Source organism: Burkholderia sp. Bp9015 (assembly GCF_003853505.1).
Lineage (GTDB): Bacteria > Pseudomonadota > Gammaproteobacteria > Burkholderiales > Burkholderiaceae > Burkholderia.
Map to the genome: position 1 here is coordinate 71,046 of NZ_QTPZ01000007.1, position 16,263 is coordinate 87,308.

The 16,263-nt window shown below is 61.3% G+C and carries 16 protein-coding genes; 1 reads left to right on the top strand and 15 read right to left on the bottom strand.

Going from position 1 to position 16,263, the window contains the following annotated elements; translation table 11 throughout:
• Positions 1–4: 4 nt before the first annotated feature.
• The 8 genes from DIE12_RS10095 to DIE12_RS10140 all read right to left on the bottom strand — a co-directional run bounded on the left by DIE12_RS10095 (position 5) and on the right by DIE12_RS10140 (position 7,929).
• Positions 5–1,168: a type IV secretion system protein gene (locus tag DIE12_RS10095; protein ID WP_124551162.1), complete on the bottom strand. Its 1,164-nt coding sequence runs from the start codon at positions 1,166–1,168 to the stop codon at positions 5–7.
• A complete protein-coding gene (locus DIE12_RS10100) occupies positions 1,165–3,633 on the bottom strand; it encodes a VirB4 family type IV secretion/conjugal transfer ATPase (RefSeq protein WP_124551163.1) in 2,469 nt (822 codons plus the stop codon). The genes DIE12_RS10095 and DIE12_RS10100 overlap by 4 nt, the downstream gene beginning before the upstream one ends.
• 1 nt (position 3,634) lies before the next feature.
• On the bottom strand, positions 3,635–3,955 hold the full coding sequence (locus DIE12_RS10105) for a type IV secretion system protein VirB3 (RefSeq protein WP_124551164.1): 321 nt from the start codon (positions 3,953–3,955) through the stop codon (positions 3,635–3,637).
• A gap of 17 nt (positions 3,956–3,972) precedes the next feature.
• Entirely contained in the window at positions 3,973–4,266 is a 294-nt protein-coding gene (locus DIE12_RS10110; RefSeq protein WP_260429010.1) for a TrbC/VirB2 family protein, read from the bottom strand.
• 95 nt (positions 4,267–4,361) lie between these two features.
• Positions 4,362–5,039, bottom strand: coding sequence for a lytic transglycosylase domain-containing protein (locus DIE12_RS10115; protein ID WP_124551166.1), 678 nt, complete (start codon positions 5,037–5,039; stop codon positions 4,362–4,364).
• Between the two features lie 357 nt (positions 5,040–5,396).
• Positions 5,397–6,242 carry a ParA family protein gene (locus DIE12_RS10125; RefSeq protein ID WP_185641232.1) on the bottom strand — a complete coding sequence of 282 codons (846 nt, stop codon included), beginning with the start codon at positions 6,240–6,242 and terminating at the stop codon, positions 5,397–5,399.
• 754 nt (positions 6,243–6,996) lie between these two features.
• Positions 6,997–7,296, bottom strand: coding sequence for a helix-turn-helix transcriptional regulator (locus tag DIE12_RS10135; RefSeq protein WP_409364549.1), 300 nt, complete (start codon positions 7,294–7,296; stop codon positions 6,997–6,999).
• 216 nt (positions 7,297–7,512) lie between these two features.
• Positions 7,513–7,929, bottom strand: a complete 417-nt coding sequence (locus DIE12_RS10140; protein WP_260429007.1) for a hypothetical protein — start codon at positions 7,927–7,929, stop codon at positions 7,513–7,515.
• Between the two features lie 171 nt (positions 7,930–8,100).
• Here DIE12_RS10140 and DIE12_RS10145 point away from each other — a divergent pair.
• Positions 8,101–9,275, top strand: a protein-coding gene (locus DIE12_RS10145) for an IS3 family transposase (RefSeq protein ID WP_124551171.1) whose coding sequence is annotated in 2 segments (ribosomal slippage) — positions 8,101–8,362 and positions 8,362–9,275 — 1,176 coding nt in all. Because the reading frame shifts where the segments join, the coding sequence is not laid out codon by codon here.
• A gap of 119 nt (positions 9,276–9,394) precedes the next feature.
• Here the strand turns inward: DIE12_RS10145 and DIE12_RS10150 are convergent.
• The 7 genes from DIE12_RS10150 to DIE12_RS10180 all read right to left on the bottom strand — a co-directional run bounded on the left by DIE12_RS10150 (position 9,395) and on the right by DIE12_RS10180 (position 16,261).
• On the bottom strand, positions 9,395–10,387 hold the full coding sequence (locus tag DIE12_RS10150; protein WP_409364550.1) for a porin: 993 nt from the start codon (positions 10,385–10,387) through the stop codon (positions 9,395–9,397).
• Between the two features lie 106 nt (positions 10,388–10,493).
• On the bottom strand, positions 10,494–11,048 hold the full coding sequence (locus DIE12_RS10155) for an amino acid synthesis family protein (RefSeq protein WP_124551173.1): 555 nt from the start codon (positions 11,046–11,048) through the stop codon (positions 10,494–10,496).
• Positions 11,045–12,457 (bottom strand): amidase family protein, encoded by a 1,413-nt coding sequence (locus DIE12_RS10160; protein ID WP_124551174.1) that lies wholly within the window; start codon positions 12,455–12,457, stop codon positions 11,045–11,047. Before DIE12_RS10160 ends, DIE12_RS10155 begins: the two co-directional genes overlap by 4 nt.
• A gap of 52 nt (positions 12,458–12,509) precedes the next feature.
• Positions 12,510–13,688 carry an ABC transporter substrate-binding protein gene (locus DIE12_RS10165; protein WP_124551198.1) on the bottom strand — a complete coding sequence of 393 codons (1,179 nt, stop codon included), beginning with the start codon at positions 13,686–13,688 and terminating at the stop codon, positions 12,510–12,512.
• A gap of 8 nt (positions 13,689–13,696) precedes the next feature.
• Positions 13,697–14,467, bottom strand: a complete 771-nt coding sequence (locus DIE12_RS10170; RefSeq protein ID WP_124551175.1) for an ABC transporter ATP-binding protein — start codon at positions 14,465–14,467, stop codon at positions 13,697–13,699.
• A complete protein-coding gene (locus DIE12_RS10175) occupies positions 14,454–15,188 on the bottom strand; it encodes an ABC transporter ATP-binding protein (RefSeq protein WP_124551176.1) in 735 nt (244 codons plus the stop codon). Before DIE12_RS10175 ends, DIE12_RS10170 begins: the two co-directional genes overlap by 14 nt.
• On the bottom strand, positions 15,188–16,261 hold the full coding sequence (locus DIE12_RS10180; protein ID WP_124551177.1) for a branched-chain amino acid ABC transporter permease: 1,074 nt from the start codon (positions 16,259–16,261) through the stop codon (positions 15,188–15,190). Before DIE12_RS10180 ends, DIE12_RS10175 begins: the two co-directional genes overlap by 1 nt.
• Positions 16,262–16,263 lie beyond the last annotated feature (2 nt).

The following is a 16,263-nucleotide window of genomic DNA, read 5'->3' on the forward strand; positions in this document are numbered from 1 at the left end:
CTGGTCAGCTGTCCTGCTGGCCCAAATTCGCGCGCGCAGCGCGCTGGTAAGCTGGGGCCCCGTCGCCGCCCGACCCAAATCTCCCGCCCGAACCCGTCCGATCGCGAATTTCGCCACCGGAGGGCGGGCCTCGTCCGTTACGGCTAAACGCCCGCCCGATCGCCGTAACGAGGCTTCGCGATGCCATGCCGGCCACAAACGCACCGAAACCCGACAGCGTGGCGCCGCCAGACAAGCCCGCTGCAACCGAAGGCAACTGCCAACCGACCATCGCGAGAAACACCCCGGTCGCAAAGACCCCAATCGCGGCAGCCGCTGCGGCGGCATCGTCTAGAGAGGCGGAAACGGCTTGCATCAGGGCTGACGAGCCGTCACCGGGTGAACCGCCCGTCGCGTGGAACGAAGTGAGATCGGCCGAGAACGCCGTGAGCGCCATGCCAAGGAAGGCAGCAACCAGAACCTGTAGCAACGCGTAATTGGCAACCTTCGCGGTCCACGCCTCGAAAAATCGCGCAGTGGGCGCAAACGCGGCGCACGCGATGAAGATCGGGCCCAGTCCGAGCACGAGATCGAGCAGCATCCTCGCCATCACGACCTCGAAGGCCAGCACGATCAGAAAGATGGACCCGCCCAGCGCAGCAATGAGGCCGCAGAGGAAATCCCCAATCGCGGCGGCCAGACCGCTCGGACTGATTCCCTCATGCGTCGCCTTGTTGAAGTAGGCGTCCATCACGAGGTCGACTTGTTGGTCGTAGCAGTCGAGTGTCTGGTAAATGCTGGTCGCGGCGCCTTGTCCCGTCACGGTGCTGCCGTTGGCCGACCCGCATCCCGGGTTGCCCCCGCCCGTCGTGTTCGCCGCGTTCTGGATGGTCTGGGCCAGCCCAGCCGTCGCGCCGTTGACTGCTGTGACGACTTGCTGCTGGTAGATCCCGGTGCTCAGCGCGAACGCGAGCGTGATCGACACTTTCAGCCCTCGCCAGGCAAAGGCCGGCACCGCCTCGTGGGCTTCGCCGCGCACCACCGCGAGACCATAGGCCAGCACCCAGATCGTGACGCCCGTGGTCACGACGGGCACGAGTGCTCCGGAAAGCGCCGACGATACGGTCGTAACGTAGGTCGCAATGCCGTTTTCGAGCGTGCCCCCTACGGCGGTAAAGAGGCCACTCATCGCGCACCTCCCGGCCCGGGCGCTGGCGACAAGCGCGAGCTCGCCTGTGCCGCCCGGCGCTTCGCTAGTCGGTCATGAAAAACGGGCAGCCAGTCTTTCGGCATATCTCCGACTTCGGCACGGATCGCATCGAGCAGTTCGACGTTGTCGGTCGTGCCGGACAGGACATCGAGCACATCGCCAAGCCCTGCGAGATCGAGTCGGCCGATCGCGGAGCGATGGCCCTGCTTGACGAGGAACAAGCGGCTGCTCTCGCCCAGGTTGCGCACGATATTGAATTCGGCTTCGGTCAGCTTGAAGCCACGCACGTAATCGTCGTAGTCGGCGCGTGGATTCGGCAGGAAGAAAAAGGTCGCGCTCTGCTCGATCAGCGCACTTGCGATTTCGCTTCGCAATACGTCGGCCGGCGACTGGGTATCAAAAATCCCCAGCCCGTTCTGCTTGCGGATTGTCTTCTGCTTGTTCTTCGCAAAATCCGTGAAGACTGGATCGCCGAGCCGCTTCCAGAACTCGGTCATCACATAGATGAAACGTCGCCCGTCGATCAGGTTTTCGGTCCGGTGCAGCAGGTACATTGTCACCGGCGTCGACACCTCAGGGTCGTCCAGCAACTCGGTGTCATCGAAGCCAAACAGTTTCGCGTGCGAGAGATCGATGCGGTCCGTCGGGTTGTCGAGTACCCACCCCAGACGTCCGCCCGCACACCATTTGGCCAGTCGCGCATGCAGGCTGTTTTCGCCTACGTTCGGGAGAAGCTGCCGTACCATCGACAGACGGCGCAGGGACTTGTTCATACGCGCAACCTCTCGTACGGCACGTGAGATGTCGAGTTCGTCCTTTGCAGACAATGGCTCGCCGACGTCGACGAGCTTGCGCACGAGGCGCTCCCAGAAATCGATCACCGGCTCATCCGGTTCCATCTGGAACGCATTCAGCTCGGTGGGTTCGCCGCGACGGAACACGGTATAGGTGCCGCCCATCGCACGGATCGCGATCTCCGTGCCGCGATCCTTGTCGAACAACACCGCCGTCAGGTCGTACTTGGTCGCCATCGCGAGCAAGAACAGCTCGAGCACCGTCTTGCCGGCTCCTGCCCGGCCGATGATCTGCGAGTTGGCGAGTGCCTTCTCGTCGAGTGAGTCCTGCTTATCCGGTGTTGCGTGGAAGTTCAGATAGAGCGGCTGGCCGCTCGGTGTCTTGACGATCGTGATTGCCTCGCCCCACGGATTGCCTTCGCGCTTTCCGGTCGCGAAGTTGTGCAGGTTTGCCAGACCGCAAAAATTGCGCGACGTGAGCTTCGCTTCGCGCGGTCGATAGCGCCAGTTGGCCGGTAGTTGCGCAAACCAGGCCGTGTCAGCCACGAGATCGATCAATGCTGTCTGGAACCCAGCATCGGCCAGTTGCGTTCGTGCCTTCGCGACACTGCGAGACACTTCATTCAGCGAGTCACCGAGCACCGCCAGCGAATAGTGATACTCGCCAAGAACGAAATTTCCGTTGATCAGATCATCGAGCGCGCGGTCGATCGCGTCGACCTGAGACAGCGCAACGTCCTCACCGGCGATAAGCTGATTGCGCTGCCGCTCCAACGCCTCCTTCGCCGTCGGTTTATCCAGAATCGTGAAGCTCTGTGTCTCGATATATTCGAAGTCGCCGTACAGCAGGCCATTGAGCATGCCCGGTTCAGTGTCTTCCGGATAATCCTTGAGGTCGAGCATCGCCGCGAACCGCGTTGCCGTCGGCATGCGAATCTCGATTTTCTCGGCACCAACAAAGAGCCGCGAAATCGGTAGCGCCTCGCGAATCGTCCCGGTCGGCACGGGCTCAGGCTCCCAGACTCCGTTGACCAGATATCCGAGCAGTTCCAGCGCTGACGAATAGCGGCGCAAAGTGGCCACGATGGGACTCGGCCGGCGATAGACACCAAGTGCGACCGGATCATAGGGTTTCAGGCTGGATTCGACCTGGGCAGCGAGTTCCGACATCATCTTCAGTGCGTCGAGCTGATCGCGCCGAATATCGTCGCGCGTGCGGCGTGCCGCATGGCTGAAGACACGTCCGAGGCGGGTGCGGTTGGGCCGGTAGACCACCGTCAAATACAACTCGTTGGCCATCATCCGATAGCCGGCAAAACTCGCGTAGTAGCGCGTCGCCAGGTCCTCGCAGAAGCGGTTGTCGTACTGCGTCGAGAATCGGTCCGACACCCGTCGGCGCAGACGATGCGACCACAGCGCCACGTGGCCGCCCGCCAATCCGCGCACAAATTGGTTGAACCCATCATGTCGCGCGAGGATGTCGGCGGGATCGGCCGCCTCAAACGCAATGCCGGCTATCTTCCAGATCTGCAGGTAGTCGCCTTCACGCGTCTTGATGACGTGGTCGGTCACATGCGTCGAGTACGGGATATAGCCGGCAAGCGGCACTTCTCGGCTCGCGACGGATCCGACATGCGATTTGCGCGGCATGTCATGCCCTCCTCTTCAGGCGTACCGGCACATAGGCATGTACACCCCAGAAGCGGCGATTGCCCTGACGCAGCGCCATGCGAACGCGTCGCGCGTGCTGGGCAAGCCGTTGATCGTCATGGCGCGTCGTCACCCGCATCGCAACGAACACCGGGATCATCAAAAGGAGGATCCCGACACCCAGCGCAGGACTGGCCAGTAGTGCCCAGATCGCCGGGATCAGCATGCCGCCGCCGACCATCAGGAAGGGCACCAGTGGCACACCCCAGAGCATCGCGGGACGCGTGCAGCCTTTGAATACGGGATCCTTGAGCGAATACATGGTTCGGCGCCCCAGGATCAGCTCGACGGAATCAGCATGCCGGCGATGACGGTCGCGCAACCGACGAATAGACCACCGATAAACACGTTCGCGATATCACCGAACCGGGCGTGCTGGAACATCATCCGAAAGCCCGCCCAGATGATCGAAATCGAACAGATCACGCCCCCGACGCTCAGCAGCGTCGTCTGGATCGTGTTGAGCAGCGTATTGACCTGTGAGAGTTGTGCGCAGGCCGGCGACGTGAACATCAGGGACGAAGTGGATAGAATGATCGTCAGCGCCGTCTTTTGGTCAGACAGCAATCGCATCGTCATTCCGACCAATCCCCGCCATTTAAATCGTATTCCTAAACACATATTCGGATCCTGTTCGATATATCGCCGTCTATTTCGTCAATGGCGAGTTAGAACACCACTGCGCTACTGTTCGGTTTGAGTCGCTCCTGGGTGTCGGGCGAAGCGGCGTTCACCCCATCACGGTCCCGTCGCGATAGCTTCCGAACCTCAGGTTCAGAACGGGGAGCGCGAATCGGCGCTGCGGAATCCATCGGTACGACCGGAATAGGTGCAATTGCCGGAACGAACGAATCAGAGGACGCTTGCGCCGCTGCGCTTTCCACGACACGCTGGACGTAGCCTGTCTGGTAGCCGGTCGAGAAATTGCCGCTCGCATAGCAGGAAAGGCTGGCGCGTAGTGAAGCCTGTAGATCAGCCTGATAATCGGTCCGTGCGTGGAACTTTCCTGTCGTCACCGCCGCTTTAAAACAGCGCTGGAGAATGGCGGCGCCTGCTGCCAGGTTGCGACAAGGCTCGAATGCGTTCTCGACGGTCAGGCCATAGGTCGGCCAGTTCGCTCGATTCACCTGCGTGAGCCCGACACTGAAATTCCAGCCGCCCGCCTCCAACGCGCGCACCGTCGCGACCGCTTCGGCCATATTCGATGGCTGTCGACGCAGCCGCCCGTGAACGACGCCGATCGCATAGGGATTGAATCCCGATTCGGTGCGCACGATCGCCACCATCGTGGCCGGGGCGATCTGCGGCGCGCAGTCGTGCGCGAGCGACAAGAAATCGAGCGGCATTATCAATTCCCCTCTCCTGGGCGGACGACCTGCTGCAGGAGATGCACTGCTGACGTCGCAGGATAGCGGGCGGCATGTGCGTTGTTGCCTGCCGCTCCGTTCAACGTCACAGTTGTAGCAAGATCACAGGTTGGAAAAGGATCGCCGTCTCGCAGCGCGGCCCATAGTCTTTCGATCGGCGGCACGCAATCGGCGTACTGCTCCGGGCCATCGGGATTAGACAGACACAAGCTCACCTGACAACCCCAATCGTCCCCTCGTGCGACGTCGACCCACGCCATCGACACGCCAAGCGCGACCGCAAGCGACAGTACGCGACGCCACACGTTTTGTCGCACGTCCGAAAGCAACGCGGAATTACGCATGGCATACCTCGGCTATTTCCGACTGCAATGCCGGTTCATGCGCAGAGCCGAGTCGCCGAGCGAGCACATCGAAACACCCTCGCATAGCTTGCCATTCTCGATTGGCTGCCAAATCGGCTGAGCCGAGGTCCATAATCGAGACCCCGTTCGCCTGCGCCTGCGAGACAGTGTCGAGCCGAGGTAGCAATAGATGGCCGCTTGGACTCTGATCATGCGGAACAAGCCAGGCAGTCATGCATGCCTCGAGCCGCTTGAATTGAGTCTCCTGCCGCAGGCTCGTCTCGACGCAGTTGGGCAGGGTGCCGATAAAGCACAAGGAGGGATTGAGCCGGGCTCGGACGCTACGCACGCCATTGCTGCCATTGACGAATTCGACCACCTGCTCAAGCGTGTCAGGCGACAACAGAACGGGACTGATCAGCGCATCCACGAGCGCCGCTGCACAAATGGCTCGCGAATCAGGCCACGGCGAACTATCGATCAGACATACGTCAAACAACGGCGCGACTTGGGACAGTAGATGTCGCAAGTTGGCGTAGCAACGCGTACCGATCGGATCGTCTCGGTACGCAATACCCGCAATGGCGTCCGCGGCAAGCACGCCAATACAGGATCCAGTCGAATTGGGCAGTCTGTCAGACCTAACATTGAGCGCCCCGTACTTCATCAACCGCGCGCTTGCGCCGCGTGTAAGCGAAATGGCACTACGCGCCGGCTCGGCCAGATCAAGCACCAACACACAATATCCACACACAAGACGAAGATAGTGGGCGAACTGACACACCACTGTCGTTCTGCCTGTACCACCATGGGCCGAAGCCACCAGAAGCGATTTCATGGTCGTCATTCCTCGGATGGGGCTCCGAGCATCGACGTCCCTTCATGGAAATGAGGGCTTGTGGCATGTGGAAGGCTCGCGAGGTGTTCAACAGGCATTGTCGATACCGCGCCAGAAAACAAAAAAGCCTGCGATTGCAGGCTTTCTCACGAGCGCTACGGCACATCACGCCATCACACAGACATCAATGCTGCGGGGCCGCTAACGCGTACTCGGTCGTGCTGCGCACGTTGACCGGATCAGATTGTTGGCTTCACTGTAGGCCAGCCGGCAAGCCGATTCAAGAGCCGACATGCGTCGACGAGATGACACGATAGCCCTGTCGTACCGTGAAGTTCCCGGCTATTCCTAAATTTATTTTTTTGCTCGGGGTGAACGGGATATTTCCACGACACACCGACGCGAAGCAACTGCGATTCATGTTTCACCAGCGCGGACATTCCGGGAATCGCCTCCGCATTCATCCCGCGAACATCACACTCGGGTCTCGGCTTCGGCAAGGGCGTGGGCAAGCGCAGACCGTGCCGCATGGAGCTCCAGATCGAAATGCTGATGCGGATGGCGGGGAATCTTTAGCCTTCGACACACGACTTCCCGACTCGCATGCCAGAGATAGACCATTCGCAGCAGGTTCCGATTTCGAGGCGTCAGCGTTCGCCACGCTCGGGTCACATACTCGGCATCAACGGGGTCATGAGCACCACGATTCGACTGCCCCCAGTTGCGAAGACGCTCATCAAGCGACGGCGGCGGCTTATCGTTTTCCATCGCTGCCGCCCTGCTCTTCAGGTTCGCACGCCTGCGACGCTCGATATCGTGCAGGATCTGCCAAGAACTGTTCGATATCGGCCGCCCGCCACCCTACCATTCGCCCGCCAAGCGCGATCGCGCGGGGAAAAGTTCCGTCTTGCATGCGCTTGTAGATCGTCGACCTCGATAGACCCGTGCACTGCTCGACCTGTCGTCGGCGCAAGATTGTCCGCGTTCCGTCATCATTCCAAGACATGATTCGCCCTCCATATTCGGCACAAACGTGGCCGGAAGTGAAGAGCATTCAAGCAGCGAAGATGACGATGGTCCAAACCCGTCGTATCGACGGGACATCCCGTCGGTTCAGCGCGGAATCCCGGCGGAAATCGCGGATGGTATGACCGAGGCGCGGTGCGAGGTCATCGTGCGTTGATGCAACGTCCACGCGGCGGCCTACTTCGCAAACTCCCCATAGGCGGGAAAGGTGATCTCCGGGTGCTCTACGCGAGACTTGTCGGTCTCACGACGCCGCGCTCGACGCCGTAATGGGTGACGCGAGTTGCCCCGTCATCAGTCGTTGGAGCTTTTCCCAGGCAGCGCAGTACCTGTGCATCGGCACGGCCGCCAACTGTTCGTCATGAACAACCAATATCTGCTCGATCGTGGACTGCTCGCGATCGAGCAACAGCCAAGCTGCACCCTGCTCCGCACGAGCAATGCATGCATCCAAAGCGGCCTCGGCTTGCCGATACATACTCAAATCCGCGCCCGGTCCGGTCTCGCTGCGCATATAAAACGCGAGATAGACGACCCGGAGCAGACAACTGATTTGCTCTTCTCCTCCATGTCCGGCCCGCACCGCGGCCAGCGCCATATGATTTTCGAGGGACAGCGCACGGACCTTCGCGGTCGGCAATGGCAGGAGATCGCCTTTCATAAGCGGCTTGCGACCCGAGCGTCGGACTTTCGGCAAAACCATGAGCCATGAAGTGTTCATAATGATGTTGAGACATGATACCGCGAGCCTCACATCAAGCCGAACGCAAGCTGAGGCCGGTCGGAAAAAATGGAAGCCAACGTTTCGTAAAATCGAGAAACGGAGGCATGAATGAATCGAATTCCAAGGGCGGTCTATACGAAGGAGCTTCGCGACGAAGCGGTCAAGCTTGCGTTGACGGAAGGTGTCGGGGTATCGGAAGCTTCGCGGCGGTTATCGATCCCGATGAAGACGCTGGCAAACTGGGTGCGTGCGGCGAGGGCCGGCAAGCTGCAAGATGTCGGTCGGCACCAGAAGCCACTGCCGGAGATGGAGGCCGAGCTGGCGCAGGTCAAACGGGAGCTGGCCGAGGTCAAAATGGAGCGCGATCTCCTAAAAAAGTTCGCGACGTACTTCGCGAAGGAGTCGCGGTGAAGTACGGCATGATTGAACAAATGCGACAGGACTACCCTGTGCCGCCGATGTGCCGCGTGCTGAGCGTATCGGTAAGTGGCTACTATGCGTGGCGCAAGCGCAAGCCGTCCGCAAGAACTCGGCAGGAACCTCGCCTGGAAGCGGAGGTGCTCGCGGCCCATCAGCGAACCCGGGAAAGTTTCGGACCCGAGCGCCTGCAGCAACATCTCGAGGAACGTGGCGTGCGAATCGGCGTGCACCGGATCAGACGGCTGCGCAGAAAACTGGGACTGCGCTGCAAGCAGAAACGTCGGTTCAAGGCGACGACGAATTCGAAGCACGACCTGCCTGTCGCGCCGAATCTGCTGAACCAGGATTTCTCGGTGACGGCACCCAATCAAGCCTGGTGCGGTGACATCACCTATATCGCGACCGACGAGGGCTGGCTGTACCTCGCTGGCCTGAAGGATCTGTACAGTGGCGAAATCGTTGGCTATGCGATGAGCGAACGGATGACGAAAAATCTGGTGATGCAGGCGCTGTTTCGCGCTGCCGTGACCCGACGGCCTCCGGCGGGCCTGATTCACCATAGCGATCGCGGGTCGCAATATTGTGCGCTGGCCTATCAAGCACTCATCAGCCAATTTGACATGCGAGCGTCGATGAGCCGCCGTGGCAACTGTTACGACAACGCCCCGATCGAATCCTTCTGGGGAACGCTGAAGAATGAACTGGTCTATCATCAACGCTTCGCCACGCGCGAGCAGGCACGCCGGGCGATCAGCGAATACATCGAAATCTTCTACAACCGGCAGCGCACGCAGGCGCGTCTGAACTACCAATCGCCTGTCGCGTTCACGCAGCGTTTCTATCTGAATCAGATCGCTGCTTAACCCGTTGGCCTCCACGAATTCCGTCCGACCTCAAGCTGCCGTCTCGAACTCCAGCGAGCGGTAGGCTGAAAGCCGGATACCCACTCCGGCGATGTTCGGCTCTGACGGTTCAGTGCTGCTCAGAACTTGACCCGCATCCCGGCACCCACGCTGTTGCCAGTCGACACACCTGTGATCGTGTCATAACGCCAAGCTGCATACACATCGGTCCGCTTCGACAACGGGTAGTCATAACCCAGCGCGACCGTCGACCAACGGATATGATCGCCTACCGACGGTCGCCGCCGCGTTCCGGCCCACGACATCAGTACGCTTCCTAACCCTATCCGAACGCTTGCCCCCAACTGCACCGTATCGTCCGTGACGTGATTGTTGTTGTCCACGCGCTCGTACTGGGCGAACAGCTTGACCACACGCAACCGATACGCGCTACCGACCATCCATGCGGTCTGCGCGGTGGCGCCGTTGAGAAACAGCGATGCCGTATGCAAACTCTGCACGGCGGCCGTCGCGGAAAATGGACCGGCGAAGTACAACACGTTCGCGCTGTAGTTGGCTTGCCCGGCATGGCCGGCAACGCCGGCATTGCTGTACAGCAGGCTTCCGGACAAACCGGCAACCTCAGGGGTCTGATAAAGGAGCGAATTATCGATCGCCGTGTCGCTCTGGAGTGACGCAGCACCCAGGGCCGAGCCAAGAAAACTATGTACGACAATCGGCGAGAAGACGAACGAATTGCCGAATGGATTGAACAGCAGCGTCGACACGAACAGTGGCGCGGTATTGCGCCCCAGCGTCAACGCTCCGAAATTCCCGCTCAGACCAACGAAGGCATTTCGCCCAAAAAATGACTGTCCAGGAAACGAGCCGACCTGGCCGCCGTTGATGCGATAAAAGCTCTCGAGCGTGAAGATGGCCTTCATACCTCCGCCGAGATCTTCCGTACCGGACATCCCCCAATACGAAGTCGTCATCCCGCCAGAGCCGACTTGCCACGCATTGCCGGTTGCACCGGCGGGATGCACTTCGCCAACGAATGCGTCCGCGAGCCCATACAGCGAGACCGATGATTGCGCATGCGCGATCCCGGCACATGTGCACACGCCCAACATTACAGCCAACTTACCCGCGCTTCCCCGAAGTCTTCTTATCTGCATGATGTCTCCTTCCTCATTTTGATTGTTTGTTCGTGTCGTGCCGTATTGGCATCGACACTGTTCAGTCCGGTCGCACACGCGCGAGCGGTCTACCGCTGTCGGCCAGCGCGATCGCCACCACGATCTCGTTCGGCGCTGGTGCATCGGCGAGCGTCAGCGAGACCGTGTCGAAGTGGTCAAAGCTCCACATATCGGTGCTGCCGTGCAGCGGAACGTCCACACAGGTCCCTGGCGCACCGCGCTTGGTGACTGACGGGATCAACGACGTGGCGCCGGGCAAGCTCTCGCGCATGGCCTTGCCCATGCGGGGATGCAAGATCGCCGCCGCACATTCGAGCGGTACCTCGCTGCCCACAAGCGCTGCCTTGCCGTAGGCCTGAATTGCCGACGGCGGGACATCCAGCGCCCATCGCGCGCGGCCTGTGAGCAGCGTGCCGAGCTCAGCGCCCAATTCATAGAGCGACTCAAGCGTCGCAAGCGGCTCATCCGCTCGCCAGCCGTCGAACCGCAGGACCGCCGCCACGACGACTTGTCGATGCGGCGGGTCAACCGGTACGTGTAGTTCTGTACGTCGCTCGGCCAGATGAACCAGGATCTTGGCAATAGGCGGACTCACGTGCGCACCTCCATGTCCTCGATCCGATCCCGGATCGCCTCTGGCGGAGCCGGAAACGGACCACGTGCGCACTCATACGCCCGTGCCGTGCGCAGCACCAGCGCATCGCCTCCCGGTGGTCCGATGATCTGTAGGCCCGTCGGTAACCCACCAGGCAAACCACACGGCACGCTCGCTGCCGGCAACCCAGTCTGGTTGCACCACGACGTCAACGGCGGTGCCATGCGCGAGTGCACGGGCCGTCCCTGCGCGAGTGGCGGGGCACAATGGAATGTCGGCGTGAGCAGTAGGTCATAGTTTTCAAAGAACGCGGCCATCGCGACCGTGAGCGCGTGGCGCGCCTGAAGCGCATCGACGAAGGTCGAAGTGGGGACGCTATCGCCCGCTTCGGCCAGCGCACACACATCCGGATCGAGCTGCGGCCGCGCCGAGGGAGGAAGCTGCCGAGCCCTTTGTGCAAAGAAGACGGCCCATTGGATTGCGTGCATGCGGCTCTCCAGATAGCCGTCAAGCGGCTTCACAGCCGTTTCCTCGACATGTGCCCCGAGCGCCTCGAACAGGCCCATCGCCTGACGGACGCTCGAGGTGATGTCGGGTTCGACCTGTACCCCCGCAGGGGCCGGGCAATAGGCAATGCGCAACCCGGCGATGCCATCATCCAGACCGATACGCAGATCGGGACAAGCTGCATCCAGTCTTCGCGCATCGCTCTGGCGCGCCATCACGGTCAGCATCAGCGCCGCGTCGCTTACGCAGCGGGCGATCGGTCCAAGCGTCGATAGGTTCGTCCAACTCACCGCCGCGCCGGCTGGCACCCGGTTGAACGACGGCTTCATCCCGACCACCCCGCTCCAGCAGGCTGGGACGCGGATTGAGCCGCCGCCGTCGGTAGCCAGCGACAACGGTCCCATGCCGAGCGCAACTGCTACAGCTGATCCGCCGCTGCTCCCGCCGGACGTGAGACGCTGGTCCCACGGGTTACGGGTAATGCCGGTGAGCGGGCTGTCCGTGACGATCTTGTTGCCAAATTCCGAGGTCGTGGTCTTGCCGAATAGCAGCGCGCCTGCCTGTCGCAGTCGCGCTACCGCGGGTGCGTCATCGGCCTCCGGCGCGCTGGGTGACGTGAGCGATCCGTATCGGGTAGGCAATCCGCGCACGGCGACGAGGTCCTTGACCGAGACCGGTACGCCATCCAGCAATCCACATGGCTCCCCACGCATCCAGCGTTGCTCCGACTCGCGTGCGGCGGCCAGCACGCCGTCCTCATCGAGGCTGCACACGCCGTTGACAAGGGGATTGAAGAGTGCGACCCGGTCCAGAACCGCGCAAATAACCTCGACGGGCGAGAACGAGCGGCGTCGGTAGCCGACCATTAGCTGCTCGACGTTCATTCCCAATACGTAATTCATATGCAATCCTTAATAAATGAGAGAAATTCGAACGCGTTTGACTACCTCATGCCTATCCCTCGCACTGCGGTGGAATCGGTCCGGCCGAGTCCAACACCACGAAACTATTGTCCGACAGTGCCCTGCCGATACGGGTTTGGCACAACACATGGTCGCCGTCCTGGCTCACGCCCGCCTTGCCACGCGGCAGGTTCAACGAAACACCCGGCAGCGCGGCTTTCACGCGGGCAACGTCGACGCTGCCTGCCGCCTTGACGGCCGCTGCAAACAGGCGAAGTCCGGCATACGTGCACTCGCCATGCGGTAGGACCACGGCCAACTGCCCTAACCGCGGGTCGTGGGGCCCAGCTTCATGCGCCGTGTAGCGCGCGAGAAAGTCCCGGTTCTCTGGGTTGTCGACGCTCATGAAATACGAGGACACGCCAACGATCCCGGTCGACGCGCCGGTGGTTGCGATCGACAGCGACTCGTGCGCAATGTCAGTTACTAGTTGCGATTTCATGCCGAACGAGCGGTACTGTTTGACGAAGGTGACCGGGTCGTCGCCGATGCTGTGCCAGACGATTTGTGGGCGCTGGCTTGCGATCTGCTGCAGCACCGCACCATAATCGCGTGTGCCGAATGGCAACCAATACACGTTGAGAAGCTGCCCGCCGTAACGCTTCACCGCTTCCTGCAGTCTGGGCACCAGCACCTTGCGGTTGCTACCGATGTCCGAGACCACCGCGCACACCGTGCGACCACCCTTGCGCATCAGCCAATCGATCAGTGGGTCGACACGCTGGTTGACAGTCAGGCCTGTAGTGAACAGATTCGGATCGCAGCGCCCCTCGTCGAAGTTCGGGTAGATCACGAGCCGCCCAGCGGACTTGGCGGCCTGCATCGCTGCTTCGCGCTCCGACGGTAGCACCATGCCGGTCAGGACCGCGACCTCATCGCGCATCAACAGTTGCCGAGCCTTCTGCAGCGTCACAGCAGTGGACATCTGGGTATCCTCGACGCTCAGTTGCAACGGACGCCCCAGCAAGCCACCGGCGGCGTTGATTTCGTCGACGGCCAACTGCGCGCAGTTGCGGTTGGTCTCACCCACACGGGTGAGCGGACCGCTCAGCGGTGCAAGCAAGCCAATCTTGAGCGGCGTAGTGGCCCGTACCAACGATGGCATTGCAGAAGTGGTGAGTGCGCCGACGGCACTGAATAAGGCGGTTCGGGTAAAGGCACGGCGGTTCATCATGTTCTTCATTGGGTGCAGTTCAGGTTGGAATGTGTCGAATGTGGTGAAGAGATTGAAGGTGTGTCAGACTCGGCGGCCGGCGACAGGTATTGCGCCAACGGATGAGCCCCCGCGGCACCGCTTCGTGGCTCGATGCGACCGACATGGGCAACTCGCCCGTTCTTGAGCACGATGCAGCGCTGCGCGCTGCGCAGCACGAGATCGAGGTTCTGCTCGACCAGGAGCACGGCGAGCTGCGATCGGCGGCACAACGTTGGGATGACCTCGCCGATCAGCTCGACCAGATTCGGCTGCACACCGTCGGACGGTTCGTCCAGCAACAGCAGTCTCGGCCGACCGCACAGCGCGCGGGCAATCGCGAGCACCTGTTGCTCACCGCCTGACAGCGTGCCGCCGTGCTGCGAGAGTCGCGACTTGAGAATGGGGAAATATTCGAAGACCTCGTCGAGAATCGCACCGCCACCCGCAGCCTGCGTGCCCATCATGAGGTTCTCGCGCACGGTCAACTTGGGAAAAATCCAGCGCCCCTGAGGAACCAATCCGATGCCGCGTCGGGCGATCGCATGGGTGCGCAAGCCGCTGATGGATTGCCCCTGAAACCGCACGTCGCCTGTCACGCGTGGCAGCAAGCCCATGATCGCTTTGACCAAGGTCGTCTTGCCCACGCCATTACAGCCGAGCACGCCAACAACTTCGTTTGGCCCGACGTCGAGGTTGAGTTGATGCAGCACTGCAACGTCGCCATATCCGGCAGACAGATTCTCAATGTGTAGCATGACCCGCTCCCTGACCGAGATAGATGCGCCGGATTTCTTCATCGCGCGCGATGTCCGCATAGGAGCCTCGTCGAACGATCTGGCCGCGGTGCATAACCCAGGTCTCGCACCGTAGCGCCTCGACAAAGCTCAGGTCGTGCTCGATCGCGAGTACCGCGCAGCGCTCGCGCAGACTGTGAATCAGGCCTACAAGCCGCTGCGCATCGGCGACCGACAGGCCGGCAGCCGGCTCATCGAGCAAGAGCAACGCGGGTTGGCACATCATCGCCATTCCGATCTCCAGCCACTGGCGCTCACCATGCGGCAGGGTCATCGCACATAAGTTGGCCTGGTCCGACAGTCCTATCTCGTCCAGAATGGCGTCCGGGTCCGGCATCGGCGTGTCCCGGTACGAGGCAACACCGAGGCCCGCGACGACGAGGTTCTCGCGCACGCTCATTGATAGAAATGTGTTCGTGCCTTGGAACTTGCGAACCACGCCGCGTCGGCAGAATCGGTGCATCGGCCGACCCGTCATGCGCTCACCGGCGAGGTACAACTCTCCGGCCCCCGGCGCGATCGCACCGGACAACAGCCCGACCAAAGTGCTCTTGCCGGCGCCGTTCGGGCCAATCACGCACAGCAGATCGCGTGAGCCAATCGACACATCGACGTTGTCGACCGCATGAATGCCACCGAACGCGCGCTGCAACCCTTCACCCTTTATCAGCGGCATATCCATTACCGGCCTCCTTCCACGCGTTCGGCACGATGTAAGGGGCTACGTCCCCGTCGAATTCGGTCGATCCGACGTGCCCAAGCGATCAAGCCACCGAGCTGTACGCCGTTGGGCAGGAACAGCACGCAGCAGAGGAACAATGCGCCGAGCAGCAGCGGCCATCCGTCAGTAGTTGCGCTCGATACCGTTTGCTTAAGCAGCGTCAACCCGACGGCGGCGAGCACCGGACCACCGAGCGTGCCTTTACCGCCGATCGCCACCCATAGAATGACTTCGGTGGCCAGCACCGGCGAGAACACATCGGGCGCCACTACCCCCGAACAGGCAGCCATCAACGTTCCTGCGATAGCGGCAAGTCCGGCCGATGCGATGAACACCAGCAAAAGGTGCCCGGACGTGTGATAGCCGCACGCCTTTGCGCGCCATTCGTTCGTCGCGATCGCGGTCAGGACTTTGCCGTACTGGCTGCGGCATACGAGCCAGGTCGCGACGAGCAGTACGGCAAGCACGGTCACGACCGTGTACCAGGACCCGCTCGCTCCGTTCAAATCGAGCGTGTGCCCGACCAGTGAGAAGGACAACCCCGGAATGCCGAGGAGGCCCGTGTCACCGCCCGTGACCGACTGCCAGCTTGTCGCCAGTTGCTGGACGACAATCAGCACGGCCATGCTGATAATGGCGAAAAAGTGCAACCGCACACCAGCGAACAACAGGAAATAGCCCAACACGGCCGCGACGACCACGGCACAGACCAGTCCCACGATTACGCCGACGGCGGACGTCTGTCCAAATTGCACGGTGGCGATTGCGAAACCGTACGCGCCGAGTCCGAAGAAGGTCGTGTGTCCGAGCGTGAGCACGCCAGCCCTGCCCCACAACAGGTCGTAGCTCAGTGCCAGCAGCCCCATGATCAGCGCATCCCGCACGGTCGAAAGCAAATAGCTCCCCAGGCAAAACGGCAAGATCAATGCGGCCGCAACAATCGCGGCGCCGATTGCCATCGGAGAGATGTCTTCAATACTGATCGCTGGTTGAAACAGCCAGCGGCGCGTACTCGCAAGAAGTTGTTCGAGCATGA

Excerpts from the sequence above, each read along its gene's own strand:
- DIE12_RS10095 (WP_124551162.1), bottom strand. The coding sequence starts at position 1,168 with ATGAGTGGCCTCTTTACCGCCGTAGGGGGCACGCTCGAAAACGGCATT.
- DIE12_RS10100 (WP_124551163.1), bottom strand. The coding sequence starts at position 3,633 with ATGCCGCGCAAATCGCATGTCGGATCCGTCGCGAGCCGAGAAGTGCCG.
- DIE12_RS10105 (WP_124551164.1), bottom strand. The coding sequence starts at position 3,955 with ATGTATTCGCTCAAGGATCCCGTATTCAAAGGCTGCACGCGTCCCGCG.
- DIE12_RS10110 (WP_260429010.1), bottom strand. The coding sequence starts at position 4,266 with ATGCGATTGCTGTCTGACCAAAAGACGGCGCTGACGATCATTCTATCC.
- DIE12_RS10115 (WP_124551166.1), bottom strand. The coding sequence starts at position 5,039 with ATGCCGCTCGATTTCTTGTCGCTCGCGCACGACTGCGCGCCGCAGATC.
- DIE12_RS10125 (WP_185641232.1), bottom strand. The coding sequence starts at position 6,242 with ATGAAATCGCTTCTGGTGGCTTCGGCCCATGGTGGTACAGGCAGAACG.
- DIE12_RS10135 (WP_409364549.1), bottom strand. The coding sequence starts at position 7,296 with ATGCTCTTCACTTCCGGCCACGTTTGTGCCGAATATGGAGGGCGAATC.
- DIE12_RS10140 (WP_260429007.1), bottom strand. The coding sequence starts at position 7,929 with ATGAAAGGCGATCTCCTGCCATTGCCGACCGCGAAGGTCCGTGCGCTG.
- DIE12_RS10150 (WP_409364550.1), bottom strand. The coding sequence starts at position 10,387 with ATGTTGGGCGTGTGCACATGTGCCGGGATCGCGCATGCGCAATCATCG.
- DIE12_RS10160 (WP_124551174.1), bottom strand. The coding sequence starts at position 12,457 with ATGAATTACGTATTGGGAATGAACGTCGAGCAGCTAATGGTCGGCTAC.
- DIE12_RS10165 (WP_124551198.1), bottom strand. The coding sequence starts at position 13,688 with ATGAACCGCCGTGCCTTTACCCGAACCGCCTTATTCAGTGCCGTCGGC.
- DIE12_RS10170 (WP_124551175.1), bottom strand. The coding sequence starts at position 14,467 with ATGCTACACATTGAGAATCTGTCTGCCGGATATGGCGACGTTGCAGTG.
- DIE12_RS10175 (WP_124551176.1), bottom strand. The coding sequence starts at position 15,188 with ATGGATATGCCGCTGATAAAGGGTGAAGGGTTGCAGCGCGCGTTCGGT.
- DIE12_RS10180 (WP_124551177.1), bottom strand. The coding sequence starts at position 16,261 with ATGCTCGAACAACTTCTTGCGAGTACGCGCCGCTGGCTGTTTCAACCA.